Source organism: Sulfitobacter sp. 1A12779 (genome assembly GCF_043557315.1).
Classification (GTDB): domain Bacteria; phylum Pseudomonadota; class Alphaproteobacteria; order Rhodobacterales; family Rhodobacteraceae; genus Sulfitobacter; species Sulfitobacter faviae.
This window is the reverse complement of sequence record NZ_JBIFFU010000030.1, coordinates 1-15007: the sequence shown is the minus strand read 5'-3', so window position 1 is coordinate 15007 and position 15007 is coordinate 1. Positions and strand designations below refer to the sequence as shown.

Below are 15007 nucleotides of genomic sequence, written 5' to 3'. Positions count from 1 at the left end.
CCTGGACCAGCTAAGCGAGTTGTCGTTCGAGCTTGAGTTTCCGAGCCTCCCAATCCGGCATGACGCGCCTCAAGAGGTCAAAGAAGGCGGGTCCATGATGGGGGTGCTCGATATGGCACAGCTCATGCGTGATCACATAGTCTATGGCCTCCGTCGAGGCCCTGATCAGAGCACGGTTGAGGACTAGATTCTTCCGGCCTGTCATCGAGCCCCAGCGATAGCTCAGCTCGCGAATGATGAGGCCGTTTGGGACGACCTTCTCAGGGTCGGAAAAGCGTCCTCGACAGACATCCAGACGTTCGGCAAATTTGATCTGGGCCCGCTGCAACATCCAGTCTCGAACAAGCTCACGGGTGTGGGCGGCTCGACCTGGCTTTGTGCTCCAAACCATCAGCTGACCGCGCTGCATCTTGACGGAGCTTTGTATGCCGGGGATCACCTTGAGTTTATACTGCCGCCCCAAGTACAGGTGGGTCTCGCCGCCGATATACCGGCGTTCTGGCGTTTTGGGCTGGAACTGAGCATAGTAGCGCAGCTGCTTGCATATCCACGGCGCGCGTTTGCGCACCTTCTCGATGATACGTTCAGAGCTCGCGTCCTCGGGCGCGACAACCTCGACCTGCTGGTCGGGCAAGACGCTTATGGACAGGGTCTTGCGAACCCGCCTCACGACAGAAAAACGGATCGTCTCGCTGCCGAAGCTAGCCTCAAGAACCTCGGCACTCATCCGGGGAACCTAGCCCGCGCGATATCCATGATCCGCAGCTCGATGTCGTCGAGAAGGTCGAGGGGAATGTCGATGCCCTTCTCGTCGCGCACGACATCGAAGAAATAGTCGTCAATAGCGTTGCGCATGTTGTTCTGCGCCATCTCGTTCGACCAGACATCGACAATGTGGTGATCCTTGACGATCCCGATGATCGACTGCGCGACATCGGCTGTCACAGTATCCTCAACACCGCCGTTGATCTCCTTCAGGATTGGTTCAAGGACGCCGAAGACAGCCTGAGCGTCCGTGTCTCCCTTGATGCTTTCGGGCATGTCACGGCCATGATCGCGACGCGCAACGCGAGCTGCCAAGTCCACGACTGTCTTGAGGTAATCCTTCTCCGAAATCCGTTTCTCGCGATAGTCGCGGATCGTCTCAGCGAGCATCTCGGAGAACTGCCTGTAGAAGGAGGGGTCTTGCTCCATCTTTTCCGTGATCGTGCGCTTGGTGGCGCTTGCAATGCGATCCGCCTTGGAGGCGGCAGTTTTGCCCTCTTCTTCAATCACAGCATTCAACGCATCAGGATCGTTGATATTCACTAAGTCAATGATCACCTCCGCAGGCTTCGCCGTGACATGATCGTCGAGCAGTTTCTGAATCTTGGGCTCGAACTCTTTCACATCGACGGTTTCCTGATAGCGCAGCTGGACTGAGCGCTTCAGCTCGGAGAAGGCTTTCCAATCCTTCGTAAAGGTGGAAACCGCCGCCTCGTCAAACACGTCATAAAGCTTCTCTGAGGAAAGTGAGATGTGCAGGCAGCGGCCATAGTCCTTCAGCCGAGAATAGAAGTCTGCTCGCTTAGCGTCGTCAGCCAAGAGCTGCTCGAACTGTTCCATGTCCTTCTTGTTGCGAACCTCCTTGAAGACATCCCACAGCTGGTCATGCAGCTGCGGCAGCCTGCGAATTTCCTCCCGAATGTCATGCAATGATCCTGCGACATCATCACCGTCGAAACCTTCGAAAGCGCTGTAGGTCGTAAGTGCTGCGTCGAGCTCTCCAAGAAGCCCCTCATAATCGACAATGAAGCCGAACTGCTTTTCCTTGTCGTCGTCCTCATAGAGGCGATTCACGCGGGCAATGGCTTGAAGAAGATTGTGCTCGCGCAACGGTTTGCAAACGTAGAGCACGGTGTTTCGTGGGGCGTCAAAGCCGGTCAGAAGCTTAGAAACGACAATTAGGATTTCGGGATCGCCTGAGCCCTTGAAGGCGTCGATGACCTGCCGGTTATACTCGTCCTCGGTTTTGTGCTTGGCCATCATCTTGTCCCAGAACTTACGTACCAAGTCCTTGGATTCCTGATCGACTTCCTCGTTCCCTTCCTTGTCGTCAGGGGCGGAGATGATGATCTCGCTCGTCACATGGCCTATCTCATCGAGAACCTCCTTGAAGCGCACGGCAGCGGCCTTTGAGGGTGCCACCAGTTGCGCCTTGAAACCCGTGCCCTGCCAATACTGGCGGTAGTGCTCTGAGATATCGAACGCCTTGGCGCGGATGGCTTGGCTCGTCTTTGACAAGGCATCCATTCGCGAGAATTTCCGTTTTAGATCGGCTTTCTGCTTCTCCGTCAGCCCCTCACTGATCTTGTCGAACCAGGTATCGACGACATCGCCACTCACCTGTTGCGCGACCAAGCGCCCTTCATAGAGCAAAGGGACGACCGCTTCGTCCTTCACCGCCTGATCAATCGTATATTTGTGGATCAACCCCCCGAACGTATCGAGGGTGTTCTTGTCCTTCTTCAGAAGCGGCGTGCCGGTGAAGCCGAGATAGCAGGCGTTCGGCAAGATACGCCGCATCTTCAAGGCGAACTTGCCGTGACCGCCATAGCGGCCTGTCTGACTCCGATGGCTTTCATCGACGAGAACGAAGATGTCGGCGCTATCATCCTTGAAGTCATCCGCCTTGATGGCGGTATCGAATTTGTTGATGATTGTCGTAACCAATGGTGCGCGGTTCCTGATCAGCTCGACCAGGTTTGCCCCCGTGGCTGCGCGCACGGGTTCAAGGTCGCAGGACTTGAACGTGCCCTTGATCTGCTTGTCCAGGTCATCGCGATCCGTGACGATCAGGATACGGGGGTTCTTCACGTCCTTGTCGAGGGCAAGAGCGCGCCCAAGCATCACCATTGTCAGGCTCTTCCCTGAGCCTTGCGTATGCCAGATCACGCCGCCTTTGCGACGACCTTCCAGATCGAAGCCTTTCAGGCGAGCAAGAGCTATTCTGATGCTGAAGAATTGCTGATGGCGAGCGATCTTGCGCACCCCTCCATCGAAGACCGTGAAACGGCGCACAAGGTCGAGGAGACGCTCTGGCCGGCACATTGCGTAGATGGCGCGATCCTGCTCACTGATCGACCTTTCTCCTCCCGCTGCCAATTCCTCGAAGAAGCCCCGCGCATCGGCCAGATCGCCCGAGAAAACAGCGCTCTTTTCCTCTGCCGTCAAAGGTCGATTGATCGCAGTGGAGATGTCCGCGTCCTGATCCTCTTCATCGCGCCAGATTTGCCAGAACTTGCGCGGCGTGCCCACGGTGGCATAACGGGCTTCCTGCCGCTTCATGCTCATCAAGAGCTGCGCATAGTGGAAAAGCTGCGGGATGTTGTCCTCGTTCTGATACCCGATCAGCTGGCTGTCGGCTTTCTTGAGTGACTCTGTCGGGCGCTTGTTCTCGATCACGATGAACGGAATACCGTTCACGAAACAGACGATATCGCAGCGCCGTGTCGCGGTGCTCGCCGTCCGCTCGACACTCATCTCCGCCGTCACATGGAAGATGTTGTTTTCAGGCGTTTCCCAGTCGATGTACTTGAAGGAATAACTCTTGCTGTCGCCCTCAATGGCCTTGGAGATCGTCGTGCCCAGAACCAAGAGATCATAGATATCCTGGTTCGTGCCCTTCAGCCCCTTGAGCTTGTCAGGGGTGGGCTTGAGGCGGCGCAGCGCTTCGTGAGCGTCTTCCAGATCGAACGCATAGCTCTTGCCGCGATAGCTGTAGCTGTTGAGCTTCAGCATCTGCTCCACAACGATGTCGTCGAGGATCACGTTGCGGGGTTTCCCCCGCAGCTGATCGACCTGTCCCTGTGACAAGGGCTGGAAGCCAAGCGCCACCAGCGTCTGGATCGCAGGTATCTGGGATTGGTACTTTTCGGCGGGGTTGAAACCTTGAGGTGCAGGGTGCTGATTCATGCTGCCTCCTCAATCACATCGTCGATGCCTTCGTCGCCATCATCTCCATTACCATCGTCAGCATCAGACGCAGGCTTCTCAATAAGCTCGATAGCCACAGGAATACCGAACTGTGCGAGGCGCTCGACAGCAGCCTGGAAACTCACCTTGCTGAAAAAAGGTAAACCAAGAGTCCCGTCTGCATACGGCGGTCTCATGATACCATAGACAACTCGGTAGTCTTCTCGAACCACTTTGTCGGTGCTCTTGGGCAGGTGAACCTCGAAGCCTGCCTTGACAGACTTTACCTTGGCGCGAAGCTTCTTCCTGAATTCTTTGTCAGAGATAAAGGCATCCGCACTGACAACTCCTTGGGACCAGAGATGACTGATCGGTCCTGAAGAGTTTCCGTCTTTCAAGTGGATGAAATCCTTCTTGTCCGAAAAGAAGTCGCAAGGTTCGATATTTGCATATCGCACGTTTTGCGGGTTGATCTTAGTACGATCCAGCTTGACCAGGTCGTCGCGACTGGCCTCAAGGTGGTCAATCAGTTCTTCCTCGTTGCGGCAGGTTGTCTTGCCAACAATGGTAACCCGCTCAATCGCGTTGAAGGCGGCTTCGATACGGTTCTTGAACGATTTTTCGACTTTGTACCAATCACCGGCGAAGAGGACATAGTAGTCTTGGCTCGCACCTGTGCCGAGTGTTGTTTCATAAACAAAGCAATCATATACACGCCACTTCTCAGAAAACTCGCCTTCGTCATCAGCCTTCGCCTTGACGCGGTGCTTCTCTTTGATTTCGGAGATTCCGCCTTTGAAGGCGCAGCGCTTCAACTCTGCGATATAGTCCTTGATAGAAAGGCTGTGAAAATTTGTGCCGTGGCTCCCAAAACCGTTGTAATGTAGCAGAGCCCCCTCAGTGTAATTTACGATTTCTGGGGGCGTCATGTGTAGATCGCTGGCCTTGCCCGCCTTTAAGTCCTTGATCGCCTTTTCGATACTCGCGTCGAGCTTCTCGATTGTATCCTTTTCCTCGACTCTTCGCATGTTATCGACCCATGCGAACTCTTTTTGATAGGTCGTTTTGGTGTACTCCGAGATGATCTCAGCGCACTTCTCATGGAACTTGTCCGGTTCCACTCGGCACGTGATCGACAGGCTGTCCTTACCGGCAACGAAGCTGGCAAAGGCAGGTTTGCGCGGCGTGCCACCCGCGACCCGGGCGAGATCGCGAAGCATATCAACACCAAAAGCCTGGACATCGCTGTCTTTGCTCGCCTGCACACGTTTCTGAAACGTGACGGCATCTGGTGTTGCCAGATCAATGGATCGAAGCTTGTCTCTCGGTACGCTGTTGAGCGTGACCCGCAAGCCGAACTGACGCTCGAAAGCGTGATCGTTCAATGCGATATGGGCATGACCAAAACACACGGCGGCAATGCGATCCCCGACGGGTAAAAAGACAACCGCGCCTGCACCGCCTGTGAAGATGCCTTCGGGCAAATCGGGGCTGACTTGCTGCAACAGATCACGCCAGCCAGGCGGATTAGAGTAAATCTGTCCGATGAACAGCCGCGCTCCTTCGCCCGCACCCCACGGCCGTTCTTCAAGTGCTCGATCAGCGTCTGGTGCAAATGTCTCGGTGAAGGCGTCTTCGGGCGTACGTCCTTTCCGTAGGAGCCGGACGTTGAGTGTGCGCATTTTTGTTTTCTCAGTCATGCCGCTGCCTCTTCATCGTCCGAGACCTCGACACGCCATTCGCCCGTCAAGAGCTTCTGCATTAGGCCGCGCTTTTGCCGGGTCACAGCCTTGATCTCATCATCGAGGAGGCTGATCTCGGCCTGCGCGGCGTTGAGCCCTTTCGCGATGGCTTTCTGCCGTTCGATTGTTGGGACCGGCACCAAGATCGAGCCAAGATCGCCGAAGCTGACTGTCTCCCGAACGCTGCCTTGCGCTGCCAGAGCGATCCTTTGACGGGCCTCAGCAGAACGAAGCCAGTGCCCGAAGAAATCCGCGTCCAGTCCGCCTTGTACTTGGAACACGACATACATCGGGCTGAGCGCACCTTCGTCCCAGGCATCGAGACGCGCGATGGAGCCGACATTGATGCGCGATGGGTTGTAGGCATACTGACCCCGGCGGACGATCTTGTAATTCGACAGGCTGGCAGAAGCGACACGGTGCGCAAATTGTTCCTCGGCGAGCACGAAGCCTGCCGAGTTGGTCACGCTGAGCACACGTTGTACTTGCTCGTCTCGGTTGCGCGAGGATTTCTCCTTCAGAAATCCGCGCAAGTGCAAGCGCTCAACTTGGTCGTCGTGGATGAGTTTTGCAGCGAGCCCATCCAGCTGCCGCGCCTTCGCAGCCCGCAGAGCGTTAAGCTTTTCGAGCGCCTCTTCCCAAGTCCGCAGGATCGCAGCGATCTTCCGTTGCTCGGAAAGCGGAGGGAGTGGAAACTCGATAGTTTCCAAATCCGGACGATTGATCTTTGGCATACCTGTACGGAATGAGCGCGAAGTCGCATCTGCAACGAAACGCTCAGACGTAAGCACATAATAAATGAAGCTTCTGTCGGTTTTCGTCGGATCGGACACCCACATAGGGTACATGTCAGCGCTGCAAATGCCTGCGAAGTTCGGTAGGGCTGCCTTGTTTAGATTGGGCCGAATCTTCGAATACAAGATCGCTTTAGCGTCAAAGGCGTACTTACCAGAAATCTGCCCGAGTTCGCGAGCTGTCTTCAACCCGCTCTGAGAGAGTCCTCCGCCCGAGATAAGATTATCTGGGCCCACACTGACCAGGTCTGCAATCGCGTCCTCTTTTGGATCAACTTGACCGGATGCGATTGTTACCGCTTCTCCAAGGCTAGTCTGCTGCCATCCCTCACGCATCAATCCCGAGCTCCTTCAGATAGCCCGACATCTTCGTGCGTACGTCTGCCAGCTCGCCCTCGATCCGCACGATGTCCGCCTGCACTGCGGCGACGTCGATCTCTTCCTCGGGCTCGAAGGTGTCCACATAGCGCGGGATATTGAGGTTATAGCCGTTCTCGGCGATCTCCTCGGTGCTGGCGAGGTGGGAATACTTCTCGACCTCGGCGCGGGCGCTGTAGGTGTCGAGCACCCGCTTGATGTGGGTGTCTTCGTCCATCACGTTCTGGGCTTTGCCAGGCGTGAACTCCTTGCTTGCGTCGATGAAGAGCACGTCCTTGCGATCCGCGTTCGCGCCACCCTCCTCGCGGGAGCGGTCAAAGACCAGAATGGCGACGGGGATACCCGTGGTTGTGAAAAGGTTCGCGGGTAGGCCGACAACGGCGTCGAGGAGGTTTTCCTCGATTAGCTGCTGACGGATTTTGCCCTCTGCCCCGCCCCGGAACAGAACACCATGCGGGACGATCACCGCCACGCGGCCTGACTGGCGCTTGGCGATCTCGATCATGTGCGTGATGAAGGCATAATCACCCTTGGACTTGGGCGGAATGCCCCGCCAGTAGCGGTTGTACTGGTCTGTGTCCGCATCTTCTGCCCCCCACTTGTCGAGGGAGAATGGCGGATTGGCGAGGACGACATCGAACTTCTGAAGGTGATCGCCCTCGATCAGCGCGGGACTGTTCAGAGTGTCACACCATTCGATGCGAGCGGCGTCTTTGGCGTGCAGGAACATGTTCATCCGCGCCAGTGCCCATGTCGCGCCATTCACCTCCTGCCCGTAGAGGGCGAAGTTGTTCGAGCCGACCATTTCAGACGCCTTGATCAGCAGCGAGCCCGAGCCACAGGCGGGGTCACAGATCGTGTCGCCTTCCTTTGGCGCGGCGAGTTTCGCCAGCAAGCCGGAGACGGGGGCTGGGGTAAAAAACTCGCCTGCCTTCTTGCCCGCGTCCGAGGCAAAGCGAGAAATCAGGTAGATGTAGGTTTCCCCGATGATGTCTTCCTTCACCCGCGACGGGCGCAGGTCGAGAGCAGGCTTGTTGAAGTCTTCGAGGAGGTTCTTCAGGCGGCGGTTGCGATCCTTGGTGCGGCCAAGGTTCGACTCCGAATTGAAGTCAATGTTGCGAAACACGCCTTCGAGCTTGGAGCGGTTCTTGTCCTCGATGTCTTCGAGGGCGATGTTGATCAGCTCGCCAATATTCGGCTCGTTGCGCTGCTCGTAGAGGTCATAGAAACTCGCGCCTTCTGGAAGATAGAAGCGCTCACGCTCCATGCGACGACGGATGCGGACATCGTCGTCACCATACTGCTTGCGGTAGGTCTCGAAGTGGTCGTTCCAGTTGTCCGTGATATACTTCAAGAACAACATCACCAAGATGTAGTCCTTGTATTGCGCGGGATCGACCGCACCCCGGAAGGTGTCACAGGCAGCCCATGCTGCGTTGTTCACTTCCGCCTGTGTGATTTTATCGTTCATTTTCAAATCCTTTTGCGTCTCATTGTGGGGCGGAGCATGTGCCCGCCCCAAGTTTTCTCTCAAATCAATCCACAGGGCGGGTTGAACTGCGCACGCAGCTGGCGCTCGATCAGTTTCCTGTTGTGTGCGTCGGCATAGATCGCGGCGACAGACAGCTGCGCGTGCCCCTGTCCGCGCCAGCACGGCGCACGGTTATGGTTCGACACCCGTTCCCGAATGTTCTGCGACTCTCCGACATCGACCACGTTCCAGGTGGACGCCGCGCCGTGCCGTCCAAGGATCACGTAAACGCCAGAGCGCGCCTGCAAGTTGTTTTCATTGCCGAAAGGGCCTTCGGCGTGGTAGCTTCCAATGTTGATGGACATGTTCACCTCATGAGTTTGTCCGTTGCGATTTGCCCCAGCTTTTCGAGGAGCGGTGGGCACCGTTATGCTCAGCTTCATTGCCGTGAAGCTGAGCGTTTCGCACCTGTTGAAGCAGGGCGAATCTCGTCAATTTTCTTTTCGTGTCAGCCAGTTCGTGCAGAAGCCGGGTTTCTGTTGCGGACAGGGCATCGAGCTCTGTGATCATCCGCTGCACGGCCAGACTCGGTATGTGCAGCGGTAGCGTTTCAAGACACTCCTTCGGGATCATCCGAAGCTTTGTCCCGCGCGCACCCAAGTCTAGGTGCCGCTGCGCTTCATGCTGATTGATCGACCACGCGACGTATTCTGGGAGGAGATCGTCTCCGCTCGGGCGGATCACCATCACAGGCAACAACGCGACCGCTGCTTCACCTGCACCTCCTATGGCAATGCTGGCTGTGTTGTTGTCTCCGCGAGAGCGGAACAGGACATCGCCATGCTCAACCAGGTAACGGTCGAGCTTGCCATCCAAGGCATATTTTCCTGCCACGCTTAGACTGACCCGCTCACCTTGAAGGTCACGCAGTTGGATAGCAGGGACACCCTTCTCGGCGTCCTCTGTGAGGGCGGTTCTGGCGGCATAGCCCGCTCGAATTTCGCACGCTTCGCCTAAGGTAATATTTTTTATGCTGTAGATCATGCTCATACAAATAGGGCCTCTAGTTGCCGGGGTCAAGAAATTTGTGCGTAGCATTGTCTACTGCATTTTTTAATTTCATAGACCACACTGAAACTGCTTAGCTCATCACCCTACATTCCCAAACGGCCCTCCGGGCATTTCATGCCCGTCCGCGCGAAGCGCCGGGCCTGTCGGCGGGTGGCCTTCAGGTTACCCGCCGACAGGTCACCCCGAAACCAACCTCGCCCAGGATCACACCACAACGCAAAAGGCACCCGCCTTCTGACGGGGGCCTCAATCATTTCAGTGGTGCGGCTGTTACTCAGCGGCCATCCGGTCGGCTTGAGCGGTGCGCTCCATGATGAAGTCCACAGCCTTCTGCGCTTCAGACGCGGCGCGGAAAATCGCACGGCTGTCTTCCTTCATCGCCTCCAGCCATCCTTCGACATAAGCCGCGCTCTGATCGAATTCGGGCTCTACCCCGATCTGCGCGCAAAGCATGCAGTTGCCAATCTCCGCGACCAGCTCCTCGAACGCGTAGGCCTTGCGGTCATTAAACCGGCCCAAGCGGTCAAGCCGCTTTGTCGCCCCTGTCCAGTGGGTCAGCTCATGCGCCAAGGTGCCGTAATATCCTGCGGCCCTGTGAAACGTGCCAATCGGCGGCATGTGGATGCGGTCAGTCTTGATATTGTAATAGGCGCGCGGCTCCTCGGTCACGTCGATCTGCGCGCCGCTCGCGGCAAAGAATGCCTCCAACGCGGGGTCGGCCACGGTGCCAAGATCACGGGACGGATCGGGCAGGATGTAGAATTCAGCGGGCAAGCCCTCGATCTGATCAGCGTTGAACACGCGGTAGGCCTTGGCATAGGGGATCTGACGATCTTCGCCGTTCTCGTCCTCGCGCTCGACGGTGCCGTACTTCACCACGGTTGCGGATTTCTCGCCCTTGCGGACATGGCCCCCAAGCTGCTTGGCCTGATTGAACGTCATCCAGCGGGCTGAGCTGTAATCCTTGGCCATCGCTGTCGCCCAAAGCATCAGGATGTTGATGCCCCGATAGGCCTCGCCGTTGAACCGCTCCGGCAAGCTGACCGATACCCCACCGCCGGTCCACGGCTGGCGCCAGGGCGGCGTGCCCGCCTCGATCTGCGCGATGATCTGGTTGGTGACATGGGTGTAAACGTCAAACTTCTCTGCGGTCATTTGTGACCCTCCTTTGAGTGACGCGGGCCGGGTCTGTTCCCCTTTCCGCCAATGGGCGGGCCTTCCTGTTCTGATCTTTGGAATGCCCATGCATTCCGAAGGGCAGAGCAGGTAAGGGCAAAGCCCGTCCTGCGGCCTGGCGGGGCCGTGACAACCGGGTGGAGGGCGTGAATTTGGGAGGGAACCGCGCGCCTGCGCGTGGGAGGAACCGGAATTTTCGACCGGAACCGACGCCACAGGCGGCGCTTGCCGGTTTTCTCGGACCTGCCAGGATGGCAGGCGGATCAACAGGGTTTGGAAACTATCAGGGTTGGGGTGAGCGGGCGTCAGCCCGTCGATCCTCGGCCCTGTCTATCGCTCAAAGCGAGACTGGCACACTGCCGGGGTCACTGAACTCTATCGAGCCATGTCTAACTCGATAATATACGATTGATGCCTTCGTTAGATTCAGGCACAAGACGACCATCATTGTTTCTGTTGGTATGCGCGATGAACCAGACGATTGACCTCGAACTAAACGTCACCACCGAACAAGGCCTTCGGGGACTTGCTGAGGAAGGACACACGGTCGAAGTGCTGTGCAAAGCCGATCCTGAACGCAAGGGACCAAGCTGGTACGGCCTGTGGATTATGCGGACGGTTGGGAGTGATGGGCAGGAGAAAATCCTTGTCACTGCCAGAACGCGCGTGACGCAGAATGCGATCAGGGTGCGCGAATTCAAGACGGCAACCGGCGTGATTTCATTCCTTGTTGGTGTCGGGTTCTCTCAGGCAAGCATTCCCATGAAGAATGGGCAAACGACCTCTCATCGCCTCGTCAGTGACTGAGACCTGGATCACGGTCGATGTCCCTATCCTTCTCGACCTCCTGATCCTTCTCCTGGTCGCGCTCGTCCTCGATCTCCAGCCGCTCGCGCGGCTTATTCAGCACGTCCTTCAGCCGCTCGTTGACGGATGGCTTCCGCTCATCGCGTCCTGTGTCCTCACCCAGATCATACTCGCTATGACCATCCAGCTTGTGAACCGCCGCCTGGCCGTCGCGCCCGGCGTCCTTCTCCATAATTTCCTTCAGACGCTCCCGCGCATAATTGCGACCTTCCGGTTTCGGCACGTCGTCCTGATCCCGTGGCCGACCCACGACGCGCGCCAACCGCTCCCGGAAATCTTTCGGGTTAGGGTCACGTTCTTTCGAGGTCGCGGCCCTGAGAGCTGCCAGACCGGCAGAAACACGTCCCTGCCCTGCCTCGCGCTCGATGCCATAGGTCTCGCGCGCTAGCTCCAGCCGCGCACGCATTTCGCGGAAGGCGGCGCGGGCCTGGCGGGCGGCATGGACCACGGCCCCGCGCTCGGTGACCGGGACGTATTCCCGGCCCTGACCCTCGGCCACAGCTTTCGCCCGCCGCTCCATGGAATTGGCCGCTGGCCCCAGCTTCAGCTCTGGGTCGCGGTCCAGTTCCTCGGCGGACAACTTGTCGCCACGATCCAGCGCCGTCTCGCGCTGCTTCTCAAGCGACCGGTGATCGACACGCTCGATTTCCCCGACACGCTCCAGCGCGCGGTTCTGCAGCTCGGCCCAGAGGCCGCGCATCTGCTCGATCTCGACACCACCGGTTTTGGCGGAATCGAGAACCCGTGTCTTGGCGGTGAAGCCCCCGGCTTCCAGCTTGCGGGTAGAGGTCAGAACATGGGCGTGATGGTTGCGCTGATCGCCCTCGCGGTGCGGGGCATGGATCGCCACATCGACGGCCACGCCGTAGCGGCTGACCAGCTCCTGGGCAAAGTCGCGGGTGATCTGCGACCGGTCCTCGGCGCTGATCTCGGACGGCAGGGCCAGTTCCCATTCGCGGGCGGTGACCGAGTTGCGGCGGGTCTCGCTGGCCTCGGCTTCGTTCCAGAGGCGGGACCGGTCCGAGGCCCAGTCCGGGGCGTCCTTGGGCGTCAGAATGAAGGTCTCCTCGATACCCTGCTTGCGGGTGTAATCGTGGACGCGACCCTCACGCTGGCACTCGATGCGTTCCCCGACGCGGTAGGCTGCTGCTGCCGTCGCGGTGCGCCCGGCGCTGCGTTTGATTGTCTTCACGGAGAGGTGGTAGCTGGCCATGCGCCCTCCCCTCGCCTGTGATGCGAACATGGCCGCGCGCCAGAGCTGATCCGTACCGATGTCCCGATATTGGTCACCGGATCAGCCGTCTTTTCTCCGCAAGAGTGCGCCCGGAACCGGCGCGGTCTGAGGGGAAAAGACAGCCCGCTTGAGGCGAGCCAACGGCTCTCCGACGCGCGGGCTTGCCAGTGATCTGCCCCCAGATCCCCAGCCTTATGGGGGGCGGGATATGGGGACAGATCACTGGCGGTTTGCCGGGGGCAAACCCGGTATCGCGGAGGGGCGTAAGCACCACATCGCGATACCTCCCGCAAGGGAGACACCAGCGGCAGACCGGCCCCCACCGTGGGGCATCGGGTGAGACGTTGGTGCGAGTTTGCGGGACGCGATCCAACTGCCGAAGTTGGCACTGGAGAGTTTGAGAGGCCGGGAGGGCCTTTCATTCCGGCGCGCATCGCGTCGGACGGAGTTGGCCATCGGCTGAGGCTCTGCCTCAAGGAGATCGCACGCAAAGCTCGGAGCCGCAGGTGGAGAGTTTGCATAAGTGCGCCCTTGTCCTTTACATGCCTACGGGTAAGCGCTATCGCTCGATCTGACAAGACCAACCTGTCCACCTGCTCTTTTCAAAGATGGAGATGCGCATTGGCAGAAACCGAACTCGAACGGGCGGAAAAACGCTACGCCCAAGCCAAGGCCCGTCTTCAGGCGCTGAAGAACCGGGAATCCACCAGACAGCGCAAACTCGATACGCGCCGGAAGGTGATCTTGGGCGGTGCGCTCCTCGATCTGGCGGAACGGGATTCCGGGGCCGCCGCCATACTTGACCGGCTGATCCGCAATCTGCCCCGCGAACAGGACCGCAAGGCCTTCGCGGACTGGGGGACTTCCTCCGGGTCGCCCTCCTCTACCCCGTCCAGCTCTGATCCGGAAACGACGTCCTGATGCGGGGCGTGATGTTCGCATTCGGAGGGCTGTTTCGGTTCTTCGGTCAATTGATCTTCACGCCCATCCTGTTGGGCTGGATGATCGGCGCTGTCCTGTTCGGCGCGATGATCGGGGCACTGGTGGCCACGCCGTTCGTCTTCGCCTTCTTTGACCAGCCGCCCGGCGAAAGCGCATGGCAGTGGCTGGTCTTCGGTCCTCTGATGTTTGTGGGCGCTGTCTTCGGGTTTCAGTACTGGCGCATGGCCTCCGGGGCCGATGCCTTCTTCGGACTGGCCGGGGACAGCCACGGCTCGGCCCGCTTCGCCAACCGCAAGGAGTTGAAGAAACTCCAGCGGGAAGACGGCCTTCTGATCGGGCGCAACCCGCACACCGGACGGCTGCTGCGCTATGACGGTCCCGCCCATCTGATCACCCTCGCCCCGACACGGGCCGGGAAAGGCGTTGGCACCGTGATCCCCAACCTGCTGGCGGCGGAACGCTCGGTCCTGGTCATCGACCCCAAGGGCGAGAATGCCCGGATCGCCGGGGAAGCGCGGCGGCGGTTCGGAACGGTCCATGTCCTCGATCCGTTTGAAGTCTCGGGGATGCCCTCTGCCGCCTACAACCCGTTCGACCGGCTGACACCGGACAGCCTCGATCTGGGCGAGGATGCGGCCTCCCTGACGGAAGCCCTGGTCATGGACCCACCGGGGCAGGTGACGGAAGCGCATTGGAACGAGGAGGCCAAGGCCATCCTCGGCGGGCTGATCATGTTCTGCGTCTGCCACGAGGACCGCGACCGCCGCACACTTGCCACCGTCCGCGAATATCTCACCCTGCCCCCGGAAAAGCTGCGCGCCCTACTGGAGCTGATGCAGGACAGCGATGCGGCGGGCGGGTTGATCGCCCGCGCCGCCAACCGCTTCCTTGGCAAGGCGGATCGGGAAGCCGCTTCGGTGCTCTCGAACGCGCAACGCCACACGCATTTTCTGGACTCGCCCCGGATCGCAAAGAGTCTGGCGCGCTCAGACTTCGCCTTCTCTGATCTGCGCCACAGGATCACCTCTGTCTTCCTGGTGCTGCCACCGAACCGGATGGACGCCTACAGCCGCTGGCTGCGCCTTCTGGTCTCTCAGGCTCTCCAGGACATTGCACGGGACGCTGAGGCGTCTGTGGGCGCTCAGGGGTCCTCTCAGCGCCTCAAGACGCCCACATTGTTCCTCTTGGACGAGTTTGCCGCCCTGGGCCGTCTGGAAGCCGTAGAGCGCGCCATGGGGCTGATGGCAGGCTACGGGCTACAACTCTGGCCGATCCTGCAGGACATGAGCCAGCTCAAAGACCTCTACGGCGAACGCGCGGGCACATTCATTGCCAATGCCGGGGTGCAGCAGGTCTTCGGGGTGAATGATTTCGAGAC

General features: G+C 58.8%; 12 protein-coding genes. 3 read left to right on the top strand and 9 right to left on the bottom strand.

Annotation, left to right across the window (positions count from 1 at the left end):
• Positions 1-10 precede the first annotated feature (10 nt).
• The 8 genes from ACGYLQ_RS18790 to ACGYLQ_RS18755 all read right to left on the bottom strand — a co-directional run bounded on the left by ACGYLQ_RS18790 (position 11) and on the right by ACGYLQ_RS18755 (position 10565).
• A complete protein-coding gene (locus tag ACGYLQ_RS18790) occupies positions 11-727 on the bottom strand; it encodes a M48 family metallopeptidase (RefSeq protein ID WP_174861617.1) in 717 nt (238 codons plus the stop codon).
• Complete coding sequence (locus ACGYLQ_RS18785; RefSeq protein WP_394444314.1) at positions 724-3954, bottom strand: type I restriction endonuclease subunit R; 3231 nt, start codon at positions 3952-3954, stop codon at positions 724-726. The genes ACGYLQ_RS18790 and ACGYLQ_RS18785 overlap by 4 nt, the downstream gene beginning before the upstream one ends.
• Positions 3951-5654 carry a DUF6119 family protein gene (locus ACGYLQ_RS18780; protein WP_083217262.1) on the bottom strand — a complete coding sequence of 568 codons (1704 nt, stop codon included), beginning with the start codon at positions 5652-5654 and terminating at the stop codon, positions 3951-3953. The genes ACGYLQ_RS18785 and ACGYLQ_RS18780 overlap by 4 nt, the downstream gene beginning before the upstream one ends.
• A complete protein-coding gene (locus ACGYLQ_RS18775; protein WP_394444340.1) occupies positions 5651-6826 on the bottom strand; it encodes a restriction endonuclease subunit S in 1176 nt (391 codons plus the stop codon). The genes ACGYLQ_RS18780 and ACGYLQ_RS18775 overlap by 4 nt, the downstream gene beginning before the upstream one ends.
• Positions 6819-8339, bottom strand: coding sequence for a type I restriction-modification system subunit M (locus tag ACGYLQ_RS18770; protein ID WP_394444311.1), 1521 nt, complete (start codon positions 8337-8339; stop codon positions 6819-6821). The genes ACGYLQ_RS18775 and ACGYLQ_RS18770 overlap by 8 nt, the downstream gene beginning before the upstream one ends.
• Before the next feature lie 59 nt (positions 8340-8398).
• Positions 8399-8704, bottom strand: a complete 306-nt coding sequence (locus ACGYLQ_RS18765; protein WP_394444309.1) for a hypothetical protein — start codon at positions 8702-8704, stop codon at positions 8399-8401.
• A gap of 7 nt (positions 8705-8711) precedes the next feature.
• Positions 8712-9389, bottom strand: a complete 678-nt coding sequence (locus ACGYLQ_RS18760) for a restriction endonuclease subunit S (protein ID WP_394444307.1) — start codon at positions 9387-9389, stop codon at positions 8712-8714.
• Positions 9390-9680: 291 nt separating this feature from the next.
• Positions 9681-10565, bottom strand: coding sequence for an ArdC family protein (locus ACGYLQ_RS18755; protein ID WP_394444304.1), 885 nt, complete (start codon positions 10563-10565; stop codon positions 9681-9683).
• 489 nt (positions 10566-11054) lie between these two features.
• Between ACGYLQ_RS18755 and ACGYLQ_RS18750 the strand changes: the two genes are divergently transcribed.
• On the top strand, positions 11055-11393 hold the full coding sequence (locus ACGYLQ_RS18750; protein ID WP_394444302.1) for a hypothetical protein: 339 nt from the start codon (positions 11055-11057) through the stop codon (positions 11391-11393).
• Here the strand turns inward: ACGYLQ_RS18750 and mobQ are convergent.
• Positions 11383-12666 carry a MobQ family relaxase gene (gene mobQ / locus ACGYLQ_RS18745; protein WP_394444300.1) on the bottom strand — a complete coding sequence of 428 codons (1284 nt, stop codon included), beginning with the start codon at positions 12664-12666 and terminating at the stop codon, positions 11383-11385. The genes ACGYLQ_RS18750 and mobQ overlap by 11 nt on opposite strands.
• A 642-nt stretch (positions 12667-13308) precedes the next feature.
• On the opposite strand from mobQ, the gene ACGYLQ_RS18740 reads away from it, so the two are divergent.
• The gene (locus tag ACGYLQ_RS18740) at positions 13309-13608 is read left to right on the top strand and encodes a mobilization protein (RefSeq protein ID WP_394444298.1); all 300 of its coding nucleotides are present in this window, start codon (positions 13309-13311) and stop codon (positions 13606-13608) included.
• Between the two features lie 11 nt (positions 13609-13619).
• Positions 13620-15007: type IV secretory system conjugative DNA transfer family protein (locus ACGYLQ_RS18735; protein WP_394444297.1), on the top strand; the 1388-nt coding region annotated here is incomplete at its 3' end.

What these genes read in the sequence shown, in the direction of transcription:
- ACGYLQ_RS18790 (WP_174861617.1), bottom strand. Translation starts at nt 727, where the DNA reads ATGAGTGCCGAGGTTCTTGAGGCTAGCTTCGGCAGCGAGACGATCCGT.
- ACGYLQ_RS18785 (WP_394444314.1), bottom strand. Translation starts at nt 3,954, where the DNA reads ATGAATCAGCACCCTGCACCTCAAGGTTTCAACCCCGCCGAAAAGTAC.
- ACGYLQ_RS18780 (WP_083217262.1), bottom strand. Translation starts at nt 5,654, where the DNA reads ATGACTGAGAAAACAAAAATGCGCACACTCAACGTCCGGCTCCTACGG.
- ACGYLQ_RS18775 (WP_394444340.1), bottom strand. Translation starts at nt 6,826, where the DNA reads ATGCGTGAGGGATGGCAGCAGACTAGCCTTGGAGAAGCGGTAACAATC.
- ACGYLQ_RS18770 (WP_394444311.1), bottom strand. Translation starts at nt 8,339, where the DNA reads ATGAACGATAAAATCACACAGGCGGAAGTGAACAACGCAGCATGGGCT.
- ACGYLQ_RS18765 (WP_394444309.1), bottom strand. Translation starts at nt 8,704, where the DNA reads ATGTCCATCAACATTGGAAGCTACCACGCCGAAGGCCCTTTCGGCAAT.
- ACGYLQ_RS18760 (WP_394444307.1), bottom strand. Translation starts at nt 9,389, where the DNA reads ATGAGCATGATCTACAGCATAAAAAATATTACCTTAGGCGAAGCGTGC.
- ACGYLQ_RS18755 (WP_394444304.1), bottom strand. Translation starts at nt 10,565, where the DNA reads ATGACCGCAGAGAAGTTTGACGTTTACACCCATGTCACCAACCAGATC.
- ACGYLQ_RS18750 (WP_394444302.1), top strand. Translation starts at nt 11,055, where the DNA reads ATGAACCAGACGATTGACCTCGAACTAAACGTCACCACCGAACAAGGC.
- mobQ (WP_394444300.1), bottom strand. Translation starts at nt 12,666, where the DNA reads ATGGCCAGCTACCACCTCTCCGTGAAGACAATCAAACGCAGCGCCGGG.